The sequence below is a fragment of the Thermosporothrix sp. COM3 genome (genome assembly GCF_059696735.1).
Map to the genome: position 1 here is coordinate 2,854,278 of NZ_AP019376.1, position 22,318 is coordinate 2,876,595.

The window sequence follows — 22,318 nt, forward strand, 5'->3', positions numbered from 1 at the left end:
TTTCCTCGCTTGTTATTATAAAAGGAGAGAAAATTTCTTCCTGATTCTATTCAGAAGAGAGTCATCCTCCACAAAAGGTAAAGGTGAAATCGTATGAGCAGTACATCCTGGAACGAATTTAACAACCGTGTGATCGAGGAGTTTCGCGCAAAGCATGGCAAGGTGAAAGGCCCGGAGGGCGGCGACCTCATCCTGCTCAACACAAAGGGCGCGAAAACCGGTCAGCCTCGCACCTACCCGCTGATGTCCGTTCCATATGGGGAAAACTATCTTGCTGTTGCCTCCAAAGGCGGAGCCCCGAGCAACCCGCACTGGTACTACAACCTGCTGGCCCATCCCGATGTCACCGTTGAAACCGGCGCCGAAACATTTCCTGCAAAAGCACGTCTGCTGACAGGTGAGGAGCGCGGCAAGGCCTATGCCCACGCGGCAAGCATTTTTGCGCCCTATGCAGAATATCAGCAGAAAACGACGCGTGTCATTCCCGTATTTCTGCTTGAACGCCAGAAAAACAAGTAAGGCATTGTCCCTGTTTCGTGCAGCAGCATGCTCCGGATTGATACCGCATCCAGCAAGCCACGAGGCAGGGAACACCCTGTTTATGCGATCTCACACCTGCTCCTGTTTCGTCAGATAAGCCAATTTTCCGGTCAAGCAATATCTTAACAAGATTTTAATATATAAATACGCTCACATCTGCTATACTTCATCTGGTATTACCTCCCATCCGGAAAATGCAATTGTTGCTTTGTTAGAAGTCGCTCGGGTGTTCCGGGCGGCTTCTTTCTCTTCGGGAGGATCGCGCTTTTCCTGTTCGCCTGTTTCATGCGCTGCTTTCGCTCACTCTTGCCCATTAAGCACTATTGTTTTTTTCGTCGATGGAAGCAAAATCTTTCTATATTCTTTATGCAGCTTCAGACTTTCGCTGCTACAATAGCGACATCAAGGAGACGGCCCCGAAAGCTCCCGTCTTCAGAGGGAGAGGAATGGGCCTGCTGCAACAGCTCCAGAAGCGTGCCAAAGAGAGAACAGCAAAGTCTTCCCTTCAAAAATGGTATTTACATCAGAATGCTTGACAAGCTCTTCCGATGATGTTACCAAAAAGCGGCAGAAGGCCCCTGGCTTCAGCCAAGGGGATGGATGGCGCAGGAAGCCATCAGAGGCAGAACGTTCCCCTTCGCTTGACAGAAGGCAATCGTTGTGCGAGAATACGCGAAGATAGTGAGGACGAACAAGGAGCAAGGGATGCTGATCTACGAATACAAGCTCGATGGGTCGAAGGCGCAATTCGCCGCCATCGAGGAAGCCATCCGCACCACCCAGTTCATTCGCAACACGTGCCTGCGCCTCTGGATGGATGCACGCGGCGTCTCCAGGAATGACCTGCAGCGGTATTGCGCTGTGCTCGCCAAACAATTTCCCTTTGCGCTCTCCCTCAACTCGCAGGCCCGGCAAGCTGCCGCTGATCGGGCGTGGGCTGCCATCTCCCGCTTCTATGAGCATTGCAAGAAGAAGAAACCAGGAAAGAAGGGCTCTCCTCAGTTCCAGCACGATTGTCGCAGTGTCGAGGACAAGCAGACGGGCTGGAAGCTGGATCCTGATGGGGTACACATTCGGTTCACAGATGGCTGTGGCATTGGTCGGCTGCGCCTCATCGGCTCGCGTGATATCATGGCCTTTCCCCTCTCACAGATCAAGCGGGTACGACTGCTCCGGCGGGCTGATGGGTATTCTTGCCAATTCGCGGTGGCGGCCACTCGACGCGTCGAGCATCAGCCCTCTGGCAAGCAGGTGGGCATTGATCTGGGGCTGCGTGCCTTCTTCACTGACTCCGAAGGCAACACCGTGGCTCCTCCTCAGTATCTCTGCAAGGCGGAACGGCGGCTCAAGCGGCTACATCGTCGGCTCTCGAAGACGCAGAAGCGCTCCGCCAATCGGCGCAAAGCCCGTCAAGCCCTCAGCAAAGCGTATCTCAAGGTGCAACGGCAGCGCGAGGATGTCGCCAGAAAGCAGGCGAACGCGCTTGTCTCGTCTCACGACGTGATTGCCTACGAAGCCTTGCAGATCCGCCATCTCGTCAAGAACCGTCATCTGGCCAAGAGTATCGCTGACGCGGCGTGGGGTCGCTTCCTCTGGTGGGTGAGATACTACGGCACGCTGCATCGTGTTCCGGTGATCGGGGTGGAACCGGCCTTTACAACCCAGGACTGTTCTCGTTGTGGGCAGCGGGTCAAGAAGAGCTTGAGTGTGCGTACCCATCTGTGTCCTGGCTGTGGTCTGCTCCTCGACCGAGATCACAATGCCGCCTTGAATATCTTGCAGAAGGCTCTACAGGGTACCGTCGGGCAGACGGGAACCGACGAGGGTGTCTCGTCGAACGCTTCTGGACAGCCTGCCGCTACGCGTCGTCGCACTGCGGCGCCGCGCAAGCAGGCTGGATGAAGGAAGAATCCCCGGCCGTCAGGCCTGGGGAGTGTCAATATGAAGTAGTATACAGCAAAGGCCGATTGCGCCGTGAACTGTTATACGTGGCGAATGGAGAACGCTTCTCGCCCGGTCCTGCCGGACGAGAACGGGGCAGGTGTCACTTGTCCCTGATGTGTCGGACAAGGAAGCCAAAGCAGCCCTCTGTGAAGAAGGCTGAACTGCGGTGAAGTCCAGGCACAAGCCTCCCCCTGAAGGAGGAGGTAATTGACCTTTTATCAGTTTCTTTTCTCCAATCACCACCATTTCCGAACGAAACAGAGAACGGTGATTCAGCGCTACCCTGTATAGACGGGGTAGCGTTTGCTTGCTCACAGCGAGAAAACAAGGGAGTGGCTAATTCAGGAGAGGTAAACGTCCCCGATAGGAAGGATGGGTGAGATAGATGTGTTGCCGGTGGTTATAGTAATAGACAAAGAGCCGCACGGCCTCACGTAAGGCGCGCAGCGAGCGGCTAAAACACCGACTGCGGCGGGCAAGTCGCTTCAGATAGGTACGCAGGTTCGCATTCACGCTTTCGACGGTGAACGTCTCTTCCTTCCCTACCGAAAGGACGTGTTGGCCGCCTTCAGGCCAAATCGCTTCTTGATAGGCGGCGTGTCCATCACTGGCGTAGCGGTGAGCAGGAGGGAGCGAATCGATGAAGCTTTGCAAACAGGCGAGACTGCGAGTCTGGCTGACCAGGTGGCCTACAATCAAGCCACTGCCACGCTCGACCGCCAAGATCACGTAGACATCTTTTTTTTCTGCTGAAGATAGGTATACAGTTCATCGAGTTCGAGCGTCTCGATGGGGCCAGCAGGAGCGTCTGCGCGAGGGAGAGCCTGAGCAGCTTGGCTGATCCAGTTGCTCACGGTTTGATGATGAATCCCCAAAAGGCGGCCAATGGCACGAAAACTGGTGCCTTCCAGATACAGTTGGAGAGCCTGTTTGCGCAGAGAATCGCCATAGCCATGAGGCTTACGATCCAGCGTGAAATAGTGCTGGCAATGCTGACAGCGATAGCGTTGTGACCGGGTGTGATTGAGGCCACTCTTGATGACATACTGTTCCTGCTGACAAGAAGGACAGGGGGGATTCTTCATGTTGCCATTGTATCATATCTCTCTTAGCTTCGCCACTCCTGAAAACAACTGCGTATTGATTAAAAATGAAAAATGCTGTATACTGCTAGTAGGGTTCTCACGAAAGCTGTGCATGTACGTTCTCTCGACATATGCTACATGTATGCACAGCCCTCGGCATGTCTTCTGAGGGAGATACCCGTTCCCTCCTCAGAGCACATGACCATCTACTCATCTTGTTGTTTGTCTCCTCTGTAGACGCTCTTTATGTATGAGTCGGTTCTTCAACCCTGAAGCAACCGAGAGCAAGTATGTAGCATTTTCTGAATGCGTGATCCGCTGTCTTCGTTCGGATCGGTGGCCATAGTGCGACAGGCGAACGAAAAACAGATATCTATGCTTTTTCGGCCTTTTATAGCGTCAATATGTATCATCGTTATGTAATGTAAAAAATGTTGTATGTTCAAAATAGGATGTTGTTTTGTTCTCCCACGGAAAGGAAGTGCATATGTTCACCTTTATTCTTCTCTTCTTGCTCCTGCTTATTTTCGTAGGTTCATTTGGCTATATGCTTTACAGCTACGAAACCGAGCTCCGTGCCGAGAAAGCCTTAGAAGCAGAAACCACGAATTAGAAACGCTATGAAAGAGCCCGCCCGGCCTCACAGGCTGGAATCGCGGGCTCTTTTTTTAGTCCGGTCGATCGAGGTGCAGCACATCACGCGCAAGCAGGCTCGCCACGCGGTCCGATGGCTTATCCATTGCCCCATAGTGCACACAGGTAAACCCACACGGATTCAGCGCATAGTCATATCCCATGATGCCGCCCGGCAGGCCATCCAGATAGGGATAAAAGTAGCGCGTTGAGGGAAGCTGATACGCCTTCCCCTGCACGCAATGCGTTGCGATCAGCCCCTGATCCCAGATATAGCGAATCGGAATTCCCATCTCCGCGATCCGTGGCGCAACCTGTACCATTGTCTCCGCAAGCGCGCGCGCCTCCCGCCGACGTCGCAACCAGTACAGCCCTGTGTTCATCTCCCCCGTCCCATGTGCGGGACGCCCCCAGAATGCCTCATATTCCGCGCTATGGTCCTGATCGGGAATGTAGACCAACTGATGACGTTGAAACGCCGTAAGCGCGTCCTGAACCGGCTGTAGCACAAAGATATCGTCATCCATAAAACAGTAGTCAGCAGGCGGATAGAGTGGCCCGATACAGCCCTTCATCACGAACCAGTGACGCAAAGCCAGCTCTACAAGCCGCGTCCCGGCAAGCAGACGAACATGCTCAAGCACCTCATCGGTCGGCACGATCCGGGCAAAGGGGAACAGTTCGGCGAAGCGCCTGCGACTCTGCTCGCTCCATTGATACTCTCCAAAGACAAGCACCTGCGCTGGCTGATAGCCATTCAGCACCATGCTATAGAGTGCCAGCGCCGTCCGAAGCGGCGTCCTGCCATCAAAATACATCTTCAACGTCGGGCCATTGGGCTGTTGCAGACGCCGCTCAACCCGTCTCCGCGCTTCGTCGATCCATGTATCATCCTGCCCCACCTGCAGTGCTGCACTCCACTGCCAGCGGCCAGAGCGCTGCCAGTCCGCGACTTCCAGACAGTCCCCGGGCCGCACCTCAAGCGTACAGGAAGCGCCCGTAGCCAGTACGGCCCCATCGCGCCTGATCGTACACGCATGAGATGCCTTCACATGCAGGGTTCCACTCACACAAAGCCGAAGCTGAAAAACAACATGAAAACCGCGCATCTCTCCCCGATGAGGATAGGAGCCCCAGTAGCGCAGCGAGCCCGCAAAGAAGCGGTTCCAGTCGATCACATAGGCAATCTCGTCTTGTATCTCTTGCCAGTCTGGCTGTGGAAGCGTCGGCATCAGTGGCGCATCCCACTCCGGCTGTTCGCCTGGACGCGGCCAGCTACAACGAAGCAGCTCAAATAGCGGTGTAAGCATGCTCATTTCCTCTCGATCCTCATGACTGAGGCTTTGTCTGCACATTGCCCGATTGCAGCGATTGAAGAAACAGTTCCAGCGTCACAAGCGCCCAGATCATATGGTGAGGGCGGTACGCATCGTGAGGGATCTCTTCCTCGAAATAGCCCTGTAGCAGACGCTCAAGCGCCACAGGCTCAAAGTATCCGCGCCGCCTCAGCCCGTCCAGCAGCAGCGCCTCAACCCACGAGCGCAGTTCCCCCTTCAACCAGATACCAAGCGGCAAAGGGAAGCCACGCTTGTGCTGGTGAATGATGGTCTCGGGCAAATAGGGCTCGGCGATCTTGCGTAGCAGATACTTGTTCATCGAACCGTTCCGTTTGGCCTGTGGAGGCAGCGAAAAGGCATATTCAGCAACACGATGATCCAGAAACGGGACGCGAATCTCAACAGCGGATAGCATGCCCATCTTATCCGCCTTCAGAAGCAGATCGTCCACCAACCAGCAGGTACAATCGACATAGAGCATCTGATGCAGCCAATCCCACGAACGCACGGTCGCAGGCAATTGAAGCGGCTCCGGGAGTGCCTCGAATGAGAGAAGCTGCGCCTTCTCTTCCTCGGTGAACAGCACGCCCATCCCCATATAACCGGGACGCGGCTGCGCATAGACTGGATAGCCCGCAAAGAGTTCGTCGGCGCCCTCACCCGATAACAGAACCGTCACCCCTGCCTGCTTGATCCAATCACAGAGCAGGTGCAACAACACAGCAGGCGGGTCCGCAATCGGCTCCTCAAGCTGATATAGCGCTTTCGTACAGGCATGCATAAAGAGCTCCGCGTCAACCGGTAATTCTGCGTGCCGTGTGCCCGTTGTTCGGGCAACCAGCCGGCTATAGCGGTGCTCCGAGACGCTCTCCTCAAGCAACGCATTCCCAAAAAAGACAACCGAGAACGTCTGCAAGGGATCCTGACTGGCTCGGGCAGCCATCGCAGTCAACAGGCTCGAATCCAGTCCACCACTGAGCAGCACGCCATATGTCACCTCATCAGCCAAGCGAGCAGTCACCGCCGCCTCTAACAGGGCGCGTCCCCTGACAATCTGCGCTTCTTCGTCATAGGCTATCACCTCTTCTCGAGGATAATCCCAGTAACGCCGCTGCTCAGGCTCATCTACAGCCGAAAAGGTGAGATAACAACCGGGCTGTAGCTTCATGATCTTCTGAAAGATCGTCCGCGGGCCCGGCACAAAGCGGTGCGTCAGATAGCGAGCAAGCGCCTGCAAGGAGAGCTGCGCAAGCTCCGGAAAGCCCGCCAGAAGCGCCTTCAGCTCTGAGGCAAACACCAGCCCGTCCCCGATGCGTGCGTAATAGAGCGGCTTGACCCCGCTTCGATCGCGAACCAGCACGCCACGCTTCGCCAGCCGATCCCAGAACACAAAGGCGAAATCTCCATCAAGCGTCTGAACGCTTTGTATACCCCACTCCTCAAACGCATGCAAGAGCACTTCCGCATCCGTCTGCGAGCGGAAACGATGCTTGCTCAACTGCTTACGGAGCTCCCGGTGATTGTAGATCTCGCCATTGAGCGCCAGCACACAGGTGTCGTCCTCGTTCCAGTGCAGCGGGCTCGCACAGGCCCTATCCACAATTGCCAGGCGACAGAGCGCAATGCCTGCCTCCTCATCGCTATACATCGCCACGCCATCAGGGCCGCGATGCTCGATAGCCGCAAGCATCCGAGCAAGTAGAATCTGTTTCTGTTCGGGTGAGCAGGCACGCGAGTAGATGCCAACCAATCCACACATACAGAGGCTCCTTTCCAGCCAGCATTATACTTTTCGAGAGGGAAAGGCGTAGAAAGGAGCAATATGCGTGCAATACCATTCCTCGAAATTCAAGGCGCAGGCACGATAGCCCTCAGCGCCGGGGTGCAACAGGTCACCCTTCTCCGGCAAAAACAGGTGAACATGCTCGGGCCCGAACAGCGCGCGCCCATCCAGGTAGTACACATGCCGATCGCCAGCCTCGCGCAGGATCGCCAGCGCCGTCTGAATCTCCTCCCGGATGCCCTGGAATGAGAGCCCGCCGGGACCGGGGCGCTGTTCCAACGAGGGGGTATAAATAGGGGATATAACCACAAAAGGCGTTTCTGGATGCTTTTCTCGCACAATCTGAATAAAGCCGATCAGCGCCGAGCGGAAGGAATAGGCATTCAGGCTCCCCCGCTCGTAGATGTTGCCTCCCACACAGATCGTCAGCAGGTCCGCATCCAGATCGCGCATCAGGCGAGCAAACATCACCTGCAAATGGCAGCCATCACCCATCGCAAGCGAGACCAGATGAAAGCCGCAGCTTCGAGCAAACAGCGCAGGCCAGATCTGCGATGGAGAGGCAGCACCGCGCCCCTGAGTGGTCGAATCGCCAAAGATCAGCCAGCGTGGCCGCGTATCGTGAACAGGTTCCAGCGTGGCCCCGTCGCTGATCTGAAGCGAGCAGAGCCGAAATTGATTGTAGTGTGGCAGCCAGAGCGCCAGCGTCTTTTCTCCGGCTGGCAGGTTGAGAAATTGAAAGGAACCGGTATCCCCCTGCTCGATTGTCTCCCACAATGTCCCATTGATAGAGAGATCAAGCCGGGGAATTTCCGCCGGTTCGCGGAGCGTCGAGGGTGGCGGGTCGGCTTCAAAGGTGCCCGCAAGCAGCGTCGTATCACTCTTTAAGACGATGCGTACTCCTGAAGGCATCGCCGCCCGCCCCACACCCGAAGGGATGCCGGTCTTTCCATAGCCGTTGGGGAAGAAAAGAGGCGCTTCCTGATAGGGGATACGCCACGGGGCGACCCATTGCGGTGTCTTCAGCAACGAGATGCTTCCCTCATAGGTAAGCCGTGGATCATCAGGAGCGATCCGCTGTACCATAGCTCTCCGGTTCCTTTCTCAATGCGAACAACGCGTGCGCTTCTCTCACAACACGTCTTGAAGCGAGAAATCAGGCAGGACGGTTATACTGGAATGTACATGAGCGGCGGGGCTTATCTGACAGGTTCTCGGCGGTCTTATGGAGAATCAGGCTATGGAACATCACCGCCGAACCAGGCTCAAGCTCGCAGTAGATGGCCTTCGAGACATCAACGCGTTGCTCATCAAGCTGTAACTCATCTCCGTCATGAGGAATCAACCCGAGCTTATGTGAACCGGGGATAAACTGCATACATCCATTCTCTTTTGTTGCAGGATCAATCGCGATCCAGATACTTGTTTCTATCAGGCCACGCTCCGTAAAATAGGCAAGTTCCTGATGCCACGGCTTGGCCGATCCAACGCGTGACGGCTTGAACCAGAGCACCGTAGTCGTCACCTGCAAACGCGGGCCAATGATCGCTTGCATCAGCTCGGTAATACGGGGATCTTCGGAAAAGCTTTTAAAAAGAGCAGAATGCGCAATCACGTTATGGACTTTTCGCAGTACACCCTTATAGCTCTTCACACCACCCTGCATCCCGAAAAAGCCGCCTCCAGGCGCTTCAAGGTTGAAGTCGCCAGAACTCTCCTCCCAATCGGCCACCATCGCCTGAAAGCGCTCACATTCAGCGCTCGCCGCTTCCATCTCCTCGCGAGTAAAGAGATGAGGCAGAATGAGATATCCCTGCTCCTGGTACTGTGAGCGTTGTGCTTCTGTCAACATGCCATCACGTCCTTTCTTTGTCAGGCATTCTCTAGAAATACAGCAAGAAACACCTGGACATACAATCTATCTTTTTGCATGTCTTTATTCTCACAAGCAATACCACCATAAAATGGGCAAAATTTCAAAAGATAAATTGAATTCCCCAGAGGAGCAGGCAGACAGCTATAGTACGCTAGCCGCCTGTATTTCCCGCTCCTGAAATCGTGGAGCAAGCAAGAAGAGGCTGGACCCGCCACACAGCAGAATGACCACGCCACACAGCGCAATGCCAGCGGCGGGCGAGAGGTGCGCATACAGCAGGCTTGCACCCATGCTGCCAAGCGAGATCCCTACATTGCTGATGGTCCGTTGCAGGCTGTAGAGTTTGCCGAGGTGTTCAGAGGGGAATTGAGTTTGTAGCACCATCACCAGAATCAGTTCTGCCAGCGAGCCACCAATTGCACCAAGAAACATACTTCCTACAGCCATATATCCCGTTCCAGCCAGCACAAGAAGCAGGAAACTGGCACCCTGAAGCATCTTTCCCAGGTACATCAACAACAGCAGACGCTTCTTCAACACGCCCAGAAAGACGCTGCAAATGTTGCCCAGGCCATACGCGCTGGCGATCATGCCCCACAGCGCAGCGTTCTCATGAAACGTATGCTGCACCCACAGCGGCAACCCGATCATATACGCCGCACTCCATGCAATATTGGTGATGCCAAGCACGATCAGTGACCAGAAGAAGACCGTGTTCTTTCGCGCAAGCGTATAGCCGGTTGCGATATCGCGCCAGAGGTCGAGAAAGAAGGCCTGCTTTTTCGGCGGCTGCTCCTCATGCACCTGCGGAGGCGAGAGCAGACGCTTCCAGATCAACAGCAGCGAGCCCGCTGATACCACAAAGCTCAGCGCATCGAGCGAGAAGAAGGCGAAGAAAGGAAGAACCGCGAGGATCACCCCGGAGATTGCCGGGCAAATCGTCCTTGCGAGCCGCTTCGTTGTCTCCATGACCCAGTTTGTTTCATACAGTGTCCTGGTGTCTCCTGCCAGCATTGGCAGACTTGCCGTCAGCGCGGGATCAAAGATAGTGCCAAGCAGCTCTATAGCCAGCACCACACAAACAAGCAAGCCTATCTGAACGCCGGTCAGCACCGTCATAATCACAAGGATACCAAGCAAGAGAGCACGAGCAATATCAGTCCAGATGAGCAGTTTTCCCCTATCCACACGATCCGCAATAATCCCACCAAGAGGGCCAAACAGCAAAGCGACAAGCGTCGTTATCCCGAAGATGAAGCCCGCCACGCCGCCTAGCTTCTGTGTTGTCAGCCAGAGGAGCGCCATGCCCGAAAACTGACTGCCGAAGGCTGAAAGCGTCTGACCGCTCCACAGCAGGGCAAGCACAGGCTTCTTCAACGTACGAACGAAAATCATACAATCCTTTCTGTCAGTACTTTATGAAAAGAGCAATACTATATATTGTACTGAGCAGTTCAATTGCACAGAAAAAAGTGTGAATTCTTTCAATAACATGAATGAGGCATACCCGGAGAGGAAACGCGAAGCACACCACCACACCTCAGCCCTCTCTCTATCTCTTAATCGGCAGAGCAAGCCAGCAATCAAGTTCAGCTATACAAGAGGCCGAGAAGCGCGTTCATACTGCTTAACTGGGATGGACATATCTTTTGCTCATCAAATACGGTATACTAAAGAGAACTCTGGCAGAGACTGGTGTCTATGGGCACTATTCCCGAGTCGTACCAGAGATGCACAGCCGGGAAAAATTGGCTGAACACGTATAATTGTTCATAGCTTCGCTTCATTGCTTACAAGCGACAAAGCCCTGCACCCCTTCCAGTCGAAAGGAGGAAGAAGTGCGTCATACAACGCTCTACAGGGTATCCACCCGTTTTATCTGGCATATCCTGCTTATTCTCGGCTCGTTTATTATGCTCTATCCGCTGCTCTGGCTGTTCTCCTCTTCGTTCAAGCCAGCGGCCTCTATCCAGGATATGAGCTTGCTTCCCCGCTCGCTTACCCTGGACAACTACCGGACGGGCTGGAACGCGCTCCAGTATCCCTTTGGGCTCTTTCTCGGGAACTCTCTGTTTGTCTGCATCGGGGCTGTTGCAGGGAACGTGCTTGCCTGCTCAATGGCGGCATACGTGTTTGCACGTCTTCGCTTTCGGCTCAAACGCGTCTGGTTCGCGCTGATGCTGGTTACCGTTATGTTACCCTATCATGTGCTTGTTGTACCGCAATATATCCTTTTTCTACATCTTGGTTGGATCAATACATTTCTTCCACTGATTGTCCCGAAGTTTCTGGCCACCGATACCTTCTTTATCTTTCTTCTGGTTCAGTTTATTCGCACGATCCCGCGTGAACTGGACTCCGCAGCCCGTATTGATGGATGTAACGCTTTTCAACTCTACTGGCGCATCATCCTGCCTCTCTCTCTACCCGCGCTGGCAACCACAGCCATTCTCACCTTTATCTGGACATGGAGCGATTTCTTCACGCAGCTTATCTTCTTAAATGACCAGAATACCTATACCGTTTCTATAGCACTTCGGGCTTTTCTTGATAACAGTGGCAATACGGAATATGGGGCACTCTTCGCGATGTCGGTGCTTTCGCTTATCCCGATTATCGCCTTCTTTTTCCTCTTCCAGCGCTTCTTGATAAGTGGTATTGCAACGACAGGAATACGAGGATGACATTACCCATTTCACAACAAAAGAGCATTGAGAGCCAGGAGAAAGCTGTCAGGCAGGCACAGAAGAAGAGCGCAGCGGCAAAAAGAGAGAACGTCAGCGGCTATCTGTTCCTGCTTCCCTGGCTGCTCGGGCTCTTCCTGCTGACCATTGGCCCGATCCTTGCATCACTCTATCTCTCCTTTACGCGCTTCGACCTGCTGTCCGCGCCGCAGTGGATCGGACTACAGAATTACCTCACCCTGCCAGGGGATCCCCGCTTTCTGACGGCCCTTCAAGTCACCTTTTCCTATGTTTTTCTCTCGGTGCCGCTCAAGCTGGTTTTTGCGCTGCTCCTGGCGCTGGTGCTGAACAAGGGGGTGCGCGGACTCGCCATGTATCGCGCTATCTTCTACATTCCCTCCTTGCTTGGTGGCAGCGTCGCCATCGCGATCCTGTGGCGGCAGATGTTTGGCCCGGGCAGCATTGCCGAGCAGCTCGCCAGCCTGTTTGGCGTACAGCATGCCGGGACCTGGATCTTACACCCACGGCAGGCGCTGCTGACGCTGGTTGCGCTGGCACTCTGGCAGTTCGGCTCACCCATGATTATCTTTCTGGCGGGCTTGCGACAGATCCCGCGTGAGCTCTATGAGGCGGCAGCCGTTGACGGTGCGGGACCGCTCAGGACCTTCTTTCACATCACCCTGCCAATGCTCACACCGTTAATCTTTTTCAATATGATCTTGCAGATGATAGCAGCCTTTCAGGCATTCACACCCGCCTTTATCCTGAGCGGAGGAACCGGCGGCGTGCTCGACTCATCGCTCTTCTACACGCTCTACATCTACCTTGAGGGCTTTGGAAACTTCCGTATGGGCTACGCCTCTGCGATGGCCTGGATTCTCCTGCTGCTTATCGCCCTCTTTACCGGAATTGCCTTCCTGACCTCACGTCACTGGGTTTTCTATCAGGACGAACAGCATTAGATGCAAGAAAGGATGGTAGTTATGATACCGGAAAGCCACCTCGACCTTGTTCAGAGGCCCATTCTCGCACATCTAGCAACCATTATGGAGGATGGAAGCCCACAGATCACCCCCGTCTGGATCGATTACGACGGCTCTCTATTGCTTGTTAACACGGCTGCGGGGCGAAAGAAGGAGCGAAATATGCGTGAGCGGCCCTCGGTGGCGCTCGACATTGTTGACCCCGACAACGCCTCACGCAAGCTGATGATCATGGGGCGCGTCATCGAGGCCACCGCCGATGGCGCTGAAGAGCATATAGACCGGCTCTCACAGCGCTATCTCGGCGTGCCAACCTATCCCTCACGGGTTCCGGGCGAAACACGGCTGATTGTCAAAATTGAGCCCGAACGTGTGATCGCTCAGTGAGGTGCTCAAAGGCCGCCGCTGCTCGCAACACTAACGCATCCTCACCGCGCCGCCCGACCAGCATCATGCCCACAGGCAATCCATCAATTACGCCACAGGGCACGCTGAGCGCCGGGTGGCCGGTCGCATTAAACGGACAGGTATTGACCGTCACGGAATTGACCTGTGTAAAGCGCTCTTCTCGCGTTGCTCCGGCCTCGGGCAGCCTGCATGCTCGCATCGGGGTTGTGGGCAGCACCAGCAGATCGACCTGCTGAAAAAGCGCATCGTAGGCCCGGGTGAGCGCCGGAACACCATTCTGTGCCCTCGCGTAGTATGCACCATGATAGTCTTCATGCAGGTAATGTCCGAGCAAAAGATGCAGCTTCGCGACATCCGACAGGGTGTGTATGCGCTCGCGCTGCCCCCGATCCATTGCGGCAAGCAGTGCAAGCGGAGTGTATCCCTTGCTTGTTGCCGCCCGCCCGCGCTGCACAAAGACAGTCATCCAACCACCCTCAAAATAGAGTGGTGCAAGCAGCGTCACCCCATCGCGATGCAGAGGCAGTGAGACGGCCTCTACTGTGGCACCAACCTCCCGCAGGCTGAGCGCCGCCTGTTCGACGCACACATCAACCGCCTCCTCCGAGAGCCCGGGCCAGCCAAACCCTTCACGCAGCAACCCCACACGCAAGCCATCAATCGGCTCCGTCAGACCTGGCAGGCAGGGCGCAAAGGAGACTCCTGACTGTCGGGGGTCAAGCCCGTCCGCGCCCGCGATCACATCGAGTAACAGCGCAACATCAGCCACTGAAGCCGCCATAGGTCCCACATGATCCAGGGTCGGCTCTAGCGGAAAAACACCTGTATAGGGAACCAGACCAAAGGTCGGCTTCAGGCCATAGACGCCACACCACGCGCTCGGCACCCGAATTGAGCCCCCTTGATCGCCTCCAAGCGCCATATCACAGGCCCCGGCCGCAACGAGCGCCGCGCACCCGCTGGAAGAGCCTCCAGCAGAACAGGCAGGCTGACGCGGATTTCGCACCGCCCCCGTATCGGTCGTATGGCTCCCTGCCGAGAAACAGAACTGCTCACAGACGGCCTTTCCGCAGATCTCGCCCCCGGCATCGAGCACCCGTGACACAACGGTCGCATCCTCATCCGGCACATAGTCGCCCAGGAGCGCCGCGCCGACCATCATCGGCACCCCGGCCAGAGCGATTGTATCTTTCAGCGCGATCCGTTTCCCGATCAGTGGTCCCTCGCTCGCTCGCCGCACAGCGCAGGTACAGTACCAGGCATTGTATGGATTCTCGGCCTCAGAAGGGCGCGTAAAGGCCCTGGGCCCCGGGGTAACTGGCGGTGATTGCGTCAGCGCGTCAAACCGGTGATAGGTGGCCAGCGAGCGCCGAATCATCTGACGGAAGAACGCAAGGTCTTCCTCATCCAGCGTCAGGCCGTACAGGTGAGCTATCTCCTGTAAGCGCTGCTCATTCGGCTCTTCAATCATTGCCGGGTCATCCGCCGCTGATAGCGCTCTATTGCCTTCTGCCGCCGCGCCGGAAGCTCATGCGCACCATACCAGGCAGTCACATGTTCTGGCACAATCTTAAACAGAACCCGGACCTCTCCCGGCTCTGTATGGGGGAAATGCGATGTTCCCCGATAGCGCTCTACGAGCCGCTCAAGCTGCTCTACAGCTCCTTCAGTGGTCGCCTCAACGACGCGCCCGCGAATCGCAAGCCAGCGATAGTCATCGTCGGGATCGACCAGTTCAAGCGCCACGCGTGGACGAGCACGCATGTTCTTCGCTTTCTGCCGCTGTTCGGTGGTATTAATGAGAATGTACGTGCCATCATAATCAACCCAGACAGGTGTGGCCTGCGGCCTGCCATCGGGCATCACTGTAGCCAGGTGACCGAGTATCGGACGTTGAAAGAGATCAAGCAAGCTTTCAGGAAGCGCTGTTTCCATAACTGGCTGTTATCCTTTCAGCATTGAGAGATAAGAAAGCGATCAAGCTAGAGATGAGCAAGGTCGATACCATCAAGAGTCTGATGGTACTCGTCGAGCAGACCGGCAGGCATAGGCATAGCATAGTGCACATTGATCTCATGCAGTCGCCGAAAGACCTCCTGCATAGTTTCCATATCCTGCATCAAAATAATACGCAGAAATTTTGCATTCTCTTCATTAAAGGCCCGAGAGGTGGAAAGCTTGACAAAGGCACGACTGGCAACATAGAAATCGAACAGTTCCGCGCCGCTGATCCCGTCCACCGCCTGAAAGCCGGGCGGCACTGCCAGCAGATACTTATACCCGCTTGCCGGAGGATAAATCGACGCTTCGGGCCAACCAAGCGCTTTCCAGGCCTCAAGACTGAAATGGAGAGTCTCCGTAATCGAGCGACTGAGTGCCCGTCATTCCTCGTCCTCGCGGAAGGCCTGTAGCGCCGCGAGAGCCGCATACTGGCAGGGCTCAGGCAACATCACGCTGTATTCAGAATTGTGGATACGTAACGCATTGATCACCTCGGCGTTGCCCGCCACCAGTGCGATGCGCAGGCCCGGTAGGCCAAACTCCTTGCTGAATGAGAGAAGCGTGATCGCCACCTCTTTTGCCCCATCTATCTCAAGAATATTCGGCAAGGAAATGCCAGAAATATGCGCCTGATACCAGCTATCCATGTCATGCACGACGAGCACCTGAAATTGTTTTGCGAACGCAACCACTTCTTCAAAAAAAGCCCGAGTGGCACACACGCCAGTCGGGTTATGCGGGTAATTCAGGTAGAGAAAGCGAATTGTCGGCCGGCCCTCTCGCTCCAGCAAACGAGCAGCCTCTTGAAGGTTCACCAGTCCTGAAACGGGATGAAGCGGGATACGGAGCGGCCTGGCCCCATTGGCAATCGCGATCGTATGAATGGTGCTAATTGCCAGATCGGGTAACAGGAAGCACTCTCCCTGAAAGGTGCGTGAAAGCGCATCAAAGGCCTGGGATGCCCCTGCTGTAATCATCAACTCCTTTTCCATGTCGATATGGACGTTAAAACGGGTGCGCAGGAAGCGCTGCGCCTCCTCCCGAAGCTGAAGCAGACCAAACGATGAGGGATACCAGCGGGCAGTATACGCATAGTCACCCAGAGCCTGTAGCGCCTGTTGTGTCGCGCTATACTGTTGAAAGAACGGGTAGAAAGAATCAGTTCCCAGATCGAGAAATGCTTTTCCTTCCTGTATAGCACGTTGTCTGAGTAATCTTCTGATAACGAGATGTACCTTTTCTGCTTTCCCTGCTTTTCGTCCTGCGATAAGCTGTGGCGAAATCCCGCCGCCAAGCTTCACAGGCGCGAATTCGGGGCTCGAAAAAGGTTGCGTGCGCTCCTCTTTTTCGCCCTCGCGCATGGCTTTTCTCCTTCTCAATCAAAAATGAGGCCAGGAACGTTCTACAATTCACCCCTTTTCGATACAACAAATATAGTAATATCATATAAAATAGAAACTTGCAATTTTATGCTCATAGCAGCTATCGTATTTGTTTATTAGCAAAAGCACCATTTCAGGAGAAACAGAGCCATTTGGAAGCAGACCGTACCCTGAAAAAGGGCGAGTACCCTCTGTATTCGAGCAAAAGAAATGGTATACTGAAATAGAAGAGAAGCAGTAGAGAAAAAGAAAGGTGACCGATGACAGGACATATTTCAAGAAGAGAAGCGCTTCAGGCGGGACTTCTTACGCTTGTCCTGCTTGGCGGTTGCGGCGAGCCACAGGCCAGCGGGAAAGGGGCTCCGCTTCAACTGACCTACTGGGGCGGGATCGAGCGCATGCGCCGCACCAATCAGGCGATCACGCTGTTCACCCGGAAATATCCCACAATCAGCATTAGCGCTCAAGCGATGGCCTGGCAAGGTTATTGGGATAAGCTGGCAACACGCATCGCAGGCGGCAGCGTTCCCGACCTTATCCAGATGGATACACGCTATCTTGCTCTATACATCCAAAAAGGTATTCTCCTCGATATATCGAACTATACATCGAATCTACTCTCTCTTACCGACTTTGATCAGCGGCTGCTGACCGGCAACTTTTTTCAGCAGCGCCTCTATGGCGTCCCGCTTGGCGGCCACTTTGTCTCGCTGATCTACGACCACACGCTGCTTGAGCAGGCTGGAATCGAGCCGCCAGCCGCCGCGCTTACCTGGGATCGCTTCGCCACATATACCCGCCAGCTCACCCGGGCGCTCAAGGGCAAGGTCTTCGGCACGAACGACCCGAGCGGCTCCATCCCTATCTTTGAGATGTTCATCCGACAGCGCGGCAAAGAGATGTTTACAGAAACGGGCTCGCTGAATCTCGAAGCGCAAGACCTGATTGATTGGTGGAGCTACTGGGAAGAGCTCCGGCGCTCAGGTGGCTGTATCTCAGCAGATGCACAACTGGCCTTCTCGCGTGCCTATGATCCCGGCCAATCCGCGCTGATTGCCGGACAGGTCGCCATCGATTTCGTCAGCACCAACTTCCTGGAGTCGCTGCAAAAGCTAACGAAGCACACGCTTGCTCTGGCCATTCCCCCGCTCGGGCAGCATCCCGGCCTGTATTTTAAAGCGACAATGCTGCTCAGCGGCGCGGCCAGAACAGCGCATCCAGAGGATGTGGTACGCTTTCTCAATTTTGTGATCCACGACACGGAAACAGCCAGGGTGCTCGGGATGGACCGCGGGCTCCCGGGCACGCAGCAGGCACGAGACGCGCTCTTCCCGACCATGAACGCGGTGCAACGCAAGGCGCTGGACTATATCCGACAGGTTGCCAATCCACCCCATTCAACGCCGAAAAGCCTGCTCGATCCCCCGGCAGCGGGCGAGATTGAGCAAATACTGCAACGCATGGCCGACGGGGTCAAGTTCCATATGCAATCCATCCCGGAAGCAGCGGACCGCTTCCTGCGCGAGTCGGAAAAGGCCATCAAAGATAAGGCCAGCTAAAGCCTCAGGAGGGAACTTGTGGCAACGATCCTCTTCTTTATTGATGAGTTCACCGGGCACATTCACGCTACCTTCAAGCTGGCCCATGATCTCTGCCAGCGCGGGCACACCGTCATCTACCTGGGCACGCCAAAAACCGGACAACAGGTGCGAAAGCAGGGTTTCGCGTTTGAAGAGGCCCCCTTTCTCCATAGCCTGATGCGGATCAGCAAGCTTCCCCGGCCAAACCGTGCGGGCCGGCTTCCGTTCAGGCAGCAGCTCCCGGAAGCATACAGGCAGTACCGCATGTTACGCGAGGAGAGCGCCCGTATCCTGCACGATCTGCACAGTATTCGCTCCATCACCGATGCACTGGTATCACGCCTGAAACCCGACTTGCTGATATTCGATCCATTCTACCTGATAGATGCCATCGCCTTCTATCCCTACCACATCCCGACCACGGTGCTCAGCACCAAGCCGCTGCTCGACCGCGATCCCGCCGTGCCACCCTACACCTCATCCCTTATTCCCCATCGCTCGGCCTTCTCCCCGTTCCTGCTTCAGCTTGTCTGGCTTCACTGTCACACCAAATTCCTGCTCTATCGGCTTCAAATGTGGCTTCGTACGATTCTGATCGGCACATCACCCTATGACCTCGCTCGCCGCCTTGCCCATGCGACCGGCTTCCCCTTACGGCAGGAGCTGGCTCTACGCGGCGTCTCGCTCGATTTCTCTCTGAAGAGCATTCCTGAACTCGTGCTGAACAGCGAGGCCTTTGACTTCCCCCGCAAGCGAGCGCTCAGGCAAAACGTCTTCTATCTGGGCCCATGCGTCCATCTCGAACGGGAAGAACCGGCCTTCCCCTGGGACTCGCTGCCCCCCGGCAACAAGCTGATTTACTGCTCTATCGGCACGCTGCCCCCGTGGCGAGGCGGCCTGGAAGCCGACTTTCTGCGCCGCGTGCTCGATGCATTTCGCCTTCGCAAGAGCTACACGCTTGTGCTATCCAGCACTATCGAGCTTCCCGGGCCACTTCCCGAGAATGTGTTCATTGCTCCGTTTGTGCCTCAATTACAGCTCTTGCGGAGGGCCGATCTGATGATCAGTCATGGCGGCGCCAACTCGGTGAAGGAATGCATTCTGCTTGGCGTTCCGATGCTCATCTATCCCCGACAGGCGGATCAGCCCGGGAACGCCGCCCGCGTGGTCTATCATGGCCTGGGGCTGCGCGGCAATATTCGGAAAGAGAGCAGTGAAGAGATTGCACAGAAGGTCGATCTTCTTCTAGAGAACAGCAGCTATCGTACAAACCTGGAGCGGATGCGTCAGCGCTTCCTTCAGGAACAGGCCTCACTCCGAGGCGTGGAGATTGTCGAAGCGTTCCTCAAAGAAGCAGACTGAACGGAAAGCCGTGCTCTCGCCGCTCTACAAATACTCTACAAAATCAGGCGAGAAAGAAGCTTTGCGCAATAGCTCATCTATAAATAAGAGAATGTATACTTGACACTCAAGAAATCTGTATGAGAGAATCAAGCATGCTGTTGTCCCCTTTGAATAAGGTATGGTCTATGGTAGAGCAAAGCGGGTTCTTTTCACTTTTCACGACTGAGCAAAGCGGGCAGGCAAAAGCCGAGGCTGCTCTTTTTGAGACCCTTCAGGACGCCGTGCTTGTCTGTGACGCGCAGTACCGCCTTTCTTTTTGGAGCAAACAGGCAGAAGCGCTCTATGGCTGGACGGCTGAAGAGGCGCTTGGGCAGGATGTGCGGGAGCTCCTTCACCGCCAACTGATCCACGCGGACAAAGACGAGGAACAGTGTCTCTTTCGCGATCACAGCACCTGGGAAGCGGAACTCTTCCACCGTACAAAAAGTGGTGAGCACATCATTGTGGCCTGTCGCTCCTCGCTCATCTCGGGAAATGAGCATCTCTTTTTGCTGGAAGCGCATCACGATATTACCTCACAGCGGCAACGAGAGCAGGTGCTTGAGGAATACTATCGGCGTGTCCGCAAGGCGATTGATATCGGTGTCTGGCGGTGGGAGTTTCGCAGAGACGAACAGGGCCATCTACACCGCGATGGCGTTGTCAATAGCAGAATGGCGCATCTACTTCATGTACCTGCACATACGCATCTCAGCGAAGAACAGTTTTTTGCCTTTATTCACCCTGATGATCGGCCCGCTGTCGAACAGGCAATCGAGCATACACTGAGGACAGGAGAGGACTACCAGGCGACCTATCGCCTGCTCGACGAGGCTCAGGGAGAACGTTGGATCGCTTCCCGAGGCAGCCTCGTTACTGACCAGCAGGGAACACCGCTCTATGCCGTCGGCATCGCCCTTGACATTACCACGCAAAAACAGATGGAGGCTGCTTTACAGCAGGCGAACAGACGTGTCACCTCTATTTTAGAGCATGTAGCAGATGGCTGTATCCATATCGATAACGAATGGCGCTGCACGTATGCAAGCAAGCGTGCAGAGGAGATTACCGGGCTCTTGAGGCAGAATCTCCTGCATAAAAGTATCTGGGAGACACTCCCTGAGCTGCGTCACACTGAGGTGGAACAGTATCTGAGGCTGGCCCAGGAAACGCGCCAGCCGGTCAATTACGAGATGTTTTTCGAGCGTACACAGCAATGGTTTGAAGTTTATGTGTTGCCAGAAGATAACTATCTTGCGCTGTATTACCGTGACATCACTGAACTCAAGAACATAGAGTCGCTCTACAGGGAGCGCGACGAGATGCTACGCCGTCTCTCGGATGCAAACCTTATCTGTATCGCTTCCAGCACAGAGGCAGATGACATTCTTGACGCAAATGATGCGTTTCTCTCATTAATTGGTGCGACGCGCGAAGAGCTACAAGCGGGCAAGCTCAATTTCCGCGCGCTGACCCCCATTGAGTATCGATCGCTGGACCGGGAAAAGCATGCACTCTGTCGGGCGACCGGTGTCTGTCCGCCATACGAAAAAGAATACTATCATAAACGAGGTCATCGGGTTCCGATCCTGGTTGCAGCCGCTTATATGGATCGTTCACAGCATTATATTGCTCTGATAATGGATATTACCAAACAGAAAGAGCTTGAGAAGCAGCGAGAAGTGTTTCTTGGTATTATCGGTCATGAGCTTCGCACGCCGCTGACAGCCATCGCGGGAAGCCTGCAACTGGCTCGCCGTCGTCTCCAACGCTTTGGTACGCAGCAGCCAGTCACAGACAATATTGCAGCTATTCTGCACAGTACAGATCATCTACTCGATCAGTCCTTGAGGCAGACCCGGGTTCAGAATCGTTTGATTGAAGATTTGCTTGATGCTTCTCGACTTGCCATCGATAAACTGGAATTGATGCTTGCACCAGTCAATCTGGATGAGCTGGTAGGCAGCACAGTAGAAGACCTGCGCTCCACTGCTGCAGATCGTCCGCTTGAACTCCGACTGCTCGGGAAGCCGCTACCAGTATATATAGATGCGGCCCGTATTGCTCAGGTACTCAGCAATTATATTACGAACGCGCTGAAATATTCGCCGCCAGAGGAGCCTGTGACTATAGAGATTACCGCCACAGACAATGAGGCGCGTGTCTGGGTACATGACCACGGCCCCGGCCTCTCCGAAGAAGCCAGGCAGAAGATCTGGAGCCGCTTCCAGCGCTCGACGGATCTGAAAACACAGGGCAGACTGGGCGGAGACCTGGGTCTGGGTCTCTACATCTGTCAGTCGCTTATCCAGCGTCATCATGGCATGGTTGGTGTGGAAAGCGAGGAAGGCAAAGGGGCCTCTTTCTGGTTCTCGCTCCCGCTGACATCCGTCCCGGAGAAGCTGTAGAGCCATCGAAAGAGCCACAACACGAAGCGAGGTGCTCCTGTAGGCCCCTTTTCTGTATATTCCTGGCTGACAATCGACATCCCGGGATATGGTGCGGTGAGTTTTGGCGGTGCAGTAGAAGGGGGTATATCCTGCAAAACAACGCCATTGTGATCGCAGAAACGCGAGGGAAGGATTGGCCCCGCGTAGGAAGCGATAGCAACACGCACTCCCAGATCCTCAAAAATCCCCCGTGTTCTCAAAAGAGAACTATTAACCAGTTGCCGAACAGAGTATACCAGTAGCGCTGTC

At 55.0% G+C, this 22,318-nt stretch carries 19 protein-coding genes; 8 read left to right on the forward strand and 11 right to left on the reverse strand.

Annotation, left to right across the window (positions count from 1 at the left end; translation table 11 throughout):
* Positions 1-93: 93 nt before the first annotated feature.
* Together KTH_RS12305 and KTH_RS12310 are read left to right on the forward strand one after the other, a co-directional pair.
* On the forward strand, positions 94-519 hold the full coding sequence (locus tag KTH_RS12305; RefSeq protein WP_497618922.1) for a nitroreductase family deazaflavin-dependent oxidoreductase: 426 nt from the start codon (positions 94-96) through the stop codon (positions 517-519).
* A gap of 726 nt (positions 520-1,245) precedes the next feature.
* Positions 1,246-2,442 (forward strand): RNA-guided endonuclease InsQ/TnpB family protein, encoded by a 1,197-nt coding sequence (locus tag KTH_RS12310; protein WP_497618924.1) that lies wholly within the window; start codon positions 1,246-1,248, stop codon positions 2,440-2,442.
* Between the two features lie 378 nt (positions 2,443-2,820).
* Here the strand turns inward: KTH_RS12310 and KTH_RS12315 are convergent, their stop codons facing one another.
* The 7 genes from KTH_RS12315 to KTH_RS12345 form a co-directional block, all read right to left on the reverse strand.
* Complete coding sequence (locus KTH_RS12315; RefSeq protein ID WP_497618926.1) at positions 2,821-3,213, reverse strand: IS1 family transposase; 393 nt, start codon at positions 3,211-3,213, stop codon at positions 2,821-2,823.
* A complete protein-coding gene (locus KTH_RS12320; RefSeq protein ID WP_497618928.1) occupies positions 3,210-3,569 on the reverse strand; it encodes a helix-turn-helix domain-containing protein in 360 nt (119 codons plus the stop codon). The genes KTH_RS12315 and KTH_RS12320 overlap by 4 nt, the downstream gene beginning before the upstream one ends.
* A gap of 668 nt (positions 3,570-4,237) precedes the next feature.
* Complete coding sequence (locus KTH_RS12325; RefSeq protein ID WP_497618930.1) at positions 4,238-5,512, reverse strand: hypothetical protein; 1,275 nt, start codon at positions 5,510-5,512, stop codon at positions 4,238-4,240.
* 19 nt (positions 5,513-5,531) lie between these two features.
* Positions 5,532-7,298, reverse strand: coding sequence for an asparagine synthase (glutamine-hydrolyzing) (gene asnB, locus KTH_RS12330; RefSeq protein WP_497618932.1), 1,767 nt, complete (start codon positions 7,296-7,298; stop codon positions 5,532-5,534).
* Positions 7,299-7,322: 24 nt separating this feature from the next.
* Positions 7,323-8,408: a GDSL-type esterase/lipase family protein gene (locus KTH_RS12335; protein ID WP_497618934.1), complete on the reverse strand. Its 1,086-nt coding sequence runs from the start codon at positions 8,406-8,408 to the stop codon at positions 7,323-7,325.
* Between the two features lie 70 nt (positions 8,409-8,478).
* The gene (locus KTH_RS12340; protein WP_497618936.1) at positions 8,479-9,174 is read right to left on the reverse strand and encodes a phytanoyl-CoA dioxygenase family protein; all 696 of its coding nucleotides are present in this window, start codon (positions 9,172-9,174) and stop codon (positions 8,479-8,481) included.
* 165 nt (positions 9,175-9,339) lie between these two features.
* Positions 9,340-10,593, reverse strand: coding sequence for an MFS transporter (locus KTH_RS12345; protein ID WP_497618938.1), 1,254 nt, complete (start codon positions 10,591-10,593; stop codon positions 9,340-9,342).
* 443 nt (positions 10,594-11,036) lie between these two features.
* Here KTH_RS12345 and KTH_RS12350 point away from each other — a divergent pair, with 443 nt between their 5' ends.
* Genes KTH_RS12350 through KTH_RS12360 form a run of 3 tightly spaced genes read left to right on the forward strand, consistent with a single transcriptional unit; the run spans position 11,037 to position 13,252 of the window.
* Positions 11,037-11,882 (forward strand): carbohydrate ABC transporter permease, encoded by an 846-nt coding sequence (locus KTH_RS12350; protein ID WP_497618940.1) that lies wholly within the window; start codon positions 11,037-11,039, stop codon positions 11,880-11,882.
* Positions 11,879-12,844 carry a carbohydrate ABC transporter permease gene (locus tag KTH_RS12355; RefSeq protein ID WP_497618942.1) on the forward strand — a complete coding sequence of 322 codons (966 nt, stop codon included), beginning with the start codon at positions 11,879-11,881 and terminating at the stop codon, positions 12,842-12,844. Before KTH_RS12350 ends, KTH_RS12355 begins: the two co-directional genes overlap by 4 nt.
* A 12-nt stretch (positions 12,845-12,856) precedes the next feature.
* Positions 12,857-13,252, forward strand: coding sequence for a PPOX class F420-dependent oxidoreductase (locus tag KTH_RS12360; protein ID WP_497618944.1), 396 nt, complete (start codon positions 12,857-12,859; stop codon positions 13,250-13,252).
* Here KTH_RS12360 and KTH_RS12365 read toward each other — a convergent pair.
* The 4 genes from KTH_RS12365 to KTH_RS12380 all read right to left on the reverse strand — a co-directional run bounded on the left by KTH_RS12365 (position 13,218) and on the right by KTH_RS12380 (position 16,635).
* Entirely contained in the window at positions 13,218-14,744 is a 1,527-nt protein-coding gene (locus KTH_RS12365) for an amidase (RefSeq protein WP_497618946.1), read from the reverse strand. The two genes, KTH_RS12360 and KTH_RS12365, sit on opposite strands and share 35 nt — an antisense overlap.
* Positions 14,741-15,208, reverse strand: a complete 468-nt coding sequence (locus tag KTH_RS12370) for a PPOX class F420-dependent oxidoreductase (RefSeq protein ID WP_111325661.1) — start codon at positions 15,206-15,208, stop codon at positions 14,741-14,743. The genes KTH_RS12365 and KTH_RS12370 overlap by 4 nt, the downstream gene beginning before the upstream one ends.
* 47 nt (positions 15,209-15,255) lie before the next feature.
* Positions 15,256-15,534: a hypothetical protein gene (locus KTH_RS12375; RefSeq protein ID WP_111325662.1), complete on the reverse strand. Its 279-nt coding sequence runs from the start codon at positions 15,532-15,534 to the stop codon at positions 15,256-15,258.
* Between the two features lie 120 nt (positions 15,535-15,654).
* Positions 15,655-16,635, reverse strand: a complete 981-nt coding sequence (locus KTH_RS12380; RefSeq protein ID WP_111325663.1) for an aminotransferase class I/II-fold pyridoxal phosphate-dependent enzyme — start codon at positions 16,633-16,635, stop codon at positions 15,655-15,657.
* 281 nt (positions 16,636-16,916) lie between these two features.
* Between KTH_RS12380 and KTH_RS12385 the strand changes: the two genes are divergently transcribed.
* The 3 genes from KTH_RS12385 to KTH_RS12395 all read left to right on the forward strand — a co-directional run bounded on the left by KTH_RS12385 (position 16,917) and on the right by KTH_RS12395 (position 22,027).
* The gene (locus tag KTH_RS12385; protein ID WP_497618950.1) at positions 16,917-18,215 is read left to right on the forward strand and encodes an ABC transporter substrate-binding protein; all 1,299 of its coding nucleotides are present in this window, start codon (positions 16,917-16,919) and stop codon (positions 18,213-18,215) included.
* An 18-nt stretch (positions 18,216-18,233) separates the two neighbouring features.
* Positions 18,234-19,598 carry a nucleotide disphospho-sugar-binding domain-containing protein gene (locus KTH_RS12390; RefSeq protein ID WP_497618952.1) on the forward strand — a complete coding sequence of 455 codons (1,365 nt, stop codon included), beginning with the start codon at positions 18,234-18,236 and terminating at the stop codon, positions 19,596-19,598.
* Positions 19,599-19,765: 167 nt separating this feature from the next.
* Positions 19,766-22,027 carry a sensor histidine kinase gene (locus KTH_RS12395; RefSeq protein WP_497618954.1) on the forward strand — a complete coding sequence of 754 codons (2,262 nt, stop codon included), beginning with the start codon at positions 19,766-19,768 and terminating at the stop codon, positions 22,025-22,027.
* Positions 22,028-22,318 lie beyond the last annotated feature (291 nt).

Bases quoted from the DNA above. Each gene is read 5' to 3' on its own strand.
- KTH_RS12305 (WP_497618922.1), top strand. From the start codon at position 94: ATGAGCAGTACATCCTGGAACGAATTTAACAACCGTGTGATCGAGGAG.
- KTH_RS12310 (WP_497618924.1), top strand. From the start codon at position 1,246: ATGCTGATCTACGAATACAAGCTCGATGGGTCGAAGGCGCAATTCGCC.
- KTH_RS12320 (WP_497618928.1), bottom strand. From the start codon at position 3,569: ATGAAGAATCCCCCCTGTCCTTCTTGTCAGCAGGAACAGTATGTCATC.
- KTH_RS12325 (WP_497618930.1), bottom strand. From the start codon at position 5,512: ATGCTTACACCGCTATTTGAGCTGCTTCGTTGTAGCTGGCCGCGTCCA.
- asnB (WP_497618932.1), bottom strand. From the start codon at position 7,298: ATGTGTGGATTGGTTGGCATCTACTCGCGTGCCTGCTCACCCGAACAG.
- KTH_RS12335 (WP_497618934.1), bottom strand. From the start codon at position 8,408: ATGGTACAGCGGATCGCTCCTGATGATCCACGGCTTACCTATGAGGGA.
- KTH_RS12340 (WP_497618936.1), bottom strand. From the start codon at position 9,174: ATGTTGACAGAAGCACAACGCTCACAGTACCAGGAGCAGGGATATCTC.
- KTH_RS12345 (WP_497618938.1), bottom strand. From the start codon at position 10,593: ATGATTTTCGTTCGTACGTTGAAGAAGCCTGTGCTTGCCCTGCTGTGG.
- KTH_RS12355 (WP_497618942.1), top strand. From the start codon at position 11,879: ATGACATTACCCATTTCACAACAAAAGAGCATTGAGAGCCAGGAGAAA.
- KTH_RS12360 (WP_497618944.1), top strand. From the start codon at position 12,857: ATGGTAGTTATGATACCGGAAAGCCACCTCGACCTTGTTCAGAGGCCC.
- KTH_RS12365 (WP_497618946.1), bottom strand. From the start codon at position 14,744: ATGATTGAAGAGCCGAATGAGCAGCGCTTACAGGAGATAGCTCACCTG.
- KTH_RS12370 (WP_111325661.1), bottom strand. From the start codon at position 15,208: ATGGAAACAGCGCTTCCTGAAAGCTTGCTTGATCTCTTTCAACGTCCG.
- KTH_RS12380 (WP_111325663.1), bottom strand. From the start codon at position 16,635: ATGCGCGAGGGCGAAAAAGAGGAGCGCACGCAACCTTTTTCGAGCCCC.
- KTH_RS12385 (WP_497618950.1), top strand. From the start codon at position 16,917: ATGACAGGACATATTTCAAGAAGAGAAGCGCTTCAGGCGGGACTTCTT.
- KTH_RS12395 (WP_497618954.1), top strand. From the start codon at position 19,766: ATGGTAGAGCAAAGCGGGTTCTTTTCACTTTTCACGACTGAGCAAAGC.